This is a genomic window from Streptomyces sp. NPDC055078 (assembly GCF_053607985.1).
In genome coordinates, this window is sequence record NZ_JBSGUP010001026.1 from 1 (window position 1) to 1,812 (window position 1,812).

Here is a 1,812-nt window from a genome sequence, read left to right on the forward strand (position 1 = left end):
TCGCGTACCAGTCCGCCGCCGACACCCTGCGCGAAGTCACCCGGAACGACGAGGCCCTGTCCCTCCAACTCCCCAGCGACGGCAGCCAGCGCGAAATGCGCTCCATCCTCGACTGGCTCGACGCCGCCGGCATCGAAGCCGACGAACTCACCGTCCACACCCCCGACCTCGACGACGTGTTCTTCGCCCTGACCGGCCCGGCCACCGCCCCCAACCAGGCCAACCAGGCCAAGGAGACCGTCCGATGAACTCCCTCACCCTCGCCGTACGCGACTCGAACACGATGCTGCGCCGCAACCTCCTGCACGCATGGCGCTACCCGTCCGGGACCCTGAACCTGCTGCTCACACCGATCATGATGCTGCTGCTCTTCGTCTATATCTTCGGCGACGTGATGAGCGCCGGCATCGGCGGCGGCGGCGCGAACCGCTCCGACTACATCGCCTATATCGTCCCCGGCCTGCTGCTGATGACCGTCGGCAGCACCGTGATCGGGGCCGCGGTGTCCGTCTGCGTGGACATGACCCAGGGCCTCACCGCCCGCTTCCGTACGATGGCGATCTACCGGGGCTCTCTGCTCGTCGGGCATGTCGTCGGCGGCGTGCTGCAGTGTGTGATGAGCGTGGTCCTCGTCGGCGCAGTCGGGGTGGCGATGGGCTTCCGGTCCACCGACGCCACGGCCCTGGAGTGGATCGCGGCGTTCGGGCTGATCACGCTGTTCGCCCTGGCACTCACCTGGATCGCGGTCGGGATGGGCGCGGCCAGCCCAAACCCCGAGGCGGCCGGCAATATGGCCATGCCGCTGATCCTTCTGCCGCTCATCTCCAGCGCGTTCATCCCGGCCGGCACGATGCCCGGCTGGTTCCGGCCGATCGCCGAGTACCAGCCCTTCACCCCCGCCATCGAGACCCTCCGCGGTCTCCTCCTCGGCACCGGAATCGGCAGCAACGGCTGGATCGCGATCGCCTGGTGCGTCGGCCTGACCGCGCTCGGCTACCGCTGGTCGACAGCGCAGTTCAGCCGCGACCCGAAGTAGCCGGGAGACCTTGTCCGATGCCCTGAACTCCTGGCCGGTGCGGGGCTCCGGGCCTCGCGAGCGGCGGGGAACCTGTCCGTTTCCCGTGTGGACCTGGGGAACTCAGCGACAGGTGAACCACACCCACAGAATCACCACTTCAAGCATTGGAGTAAAATCATGCGCATTCGCTTAATATTTGCCGTTCCGTCCCTTGCTGCCCTGACGCTCTTCGGGATGTCTCCGGCAGCGCAGGCAGCCGACGCGCCCGCATCTGCGACGCGGGAAGTGGTCAAGGTGGCCAAGCTGACCCCGGAGCAGATACGGAAGGTGAACGCGGCGGGCGCGCAGCGAAGCGAGGCGGCTGAGGGCCGGGCCGTGTGCTACCAGGCGCATGTGCGGAACAAGGGGTGGTCGGCCACGCTCTGCACGGACGGCGCCCCGGGCTACACCGGGGCCGTGGGCGAGAACAAACCGATCGACAGGATCAAGTTCTACGTCGGGACGACCGGCGCCATGAACTTCAACGTGCAGGCGCACTGGGCGGGAACCGGCACCGGACCCGAACGCCACATAGCGCCCGGCAACAGCTACGAGTTCGCGCACGGCGCCGGTCAGCCGATCCAGGCGCTGCGCCTGCGGAGCACCAACGAGTCCATGAAGGCCGCCGCCCACGTCCAGAACGTGGGCTGGAAGGGCACGGGCCAGTGGTCGTACGACCAGTGGATCGGAAGCATCGGCGAGAACCGCTGGATGGAAGCGTTCTGGATAGCCATCTGATCGAGAACCACCCGGGC

The 1,812-nt window shown here is 67.6% G+C and carries 2 protein-coding genes and 1 pseudogene; all 3 read left to right on the forward strand.

The features are described from left to right. Positions 1-248, forward strand: a pseudogene (locus ACWF94_RS39785) (ABC transporter); the annotation flags it as partial. Beyond that, entirely contained in the window at positions 245-1,036 is a 792-nt protein-coding gene (locus ACWF94_RS39790; protein ID WP_453500062.1) for an ABC transporter permease, read from the forward strand. The pseudogene ACWF94_RS39785 and the gene ACWF94_RS39790, both read left to right, overlap by 4 nt. A 216-nt stretch (positions 1,037-1,252) precedes the next feature. Then, positions 1,253-1,795 (forward strand): hypothetical protein, encoded by a 543-nt coding sequence (locus tag ACWF94_RS39795; protein ID WP_453500064.1) that lies wholly within the window; start codon positions 1,253-1,255, stop codon positions 1,793-1,795. Positions 1,796-1,812 lie beyond the last annotated feature (17 nt).

Coding starts and splice junctions, on each gene's coding strand:
- ACWF94_RS39790 (WP_453500062.1), top strand. CDS start 245: ATGAACTCCCTCACCCTCGCCGTACGCGACTCGAACACGATGCTGCGC.
- ACWF94_RS39795 (WP_453500064.1), top strand. CDS start 1,253: ATGTCTCCGGCAGCGCAGGCAGCCGACGCGCCCGCATCTGCGACGCGG.